Annotated in this window: 1 protein-coding gene; it reads left to right on the top strand. The window is 52.0% G+C overall.

What is annotated here, in order from left to right; genetic code table 11:
- Positions 1–471 (top strand): transposase (locus JFN90_RS22330; RefSeq protein WP_236019124.1); only part of this gene is annotated, 471 nt, incomplete at both ends.

The raw sequence follows: 471 nt of genomic DNA, 5'->3' as shown, positions 1-471 counted from the left end.
CAGGTTGCGGAACTCTTTACCGACCCGGAGGCGAGAAAGATTATCGAGGTCGATGTTGCCATGATCGATTCTTACTGTGACGTAATTGGCATTCTGGAACCGGAGATTGAAAAGACCGCCCAGCAACATGACCGGCATGCTCTCATGCTGCTGCGTTCGATCAAAGGAGTAGGACAGATTATTGCTTTGGTTCTACTTTATGAAATCCAGGACATCCATCGTTTCGAGACCGTGCAAAGATTTGCCTCGTACGCCCGGTTGGTAAAATGTACCCACGAATCCGCCGGCAAGAAGAAAGGGACCGGCGGGGCAAAGATCGGAAATCCGCATCTGAAATGGGCGCTTTCCGAGGCGGCGGTTTCCTTTATCCAAAACAATCCGCGAGCCGGAAAGTTCGCCGAAAACTTGGCAAGGGCTCACGGGAAGGGAAAGGCTCTCGCCATCGTGGCGCATAAACTAGGACGTGCTATT

The sequence above is a fragment of the Geomonas propionica genome (assembly GCF_016458235.1).
In the GTDB taxonomy this organism is placed as follows: Bacteria; Desulfobacterota; Desulfuromonadia; order Geobacterales; family Geobacteraceae; genus Geomonas; species Geomonas propionica.
Note: the sequence above shows the minus strand (reverse complement) of the source record. Positions and strands in the feature narration are given on the sequence as shown.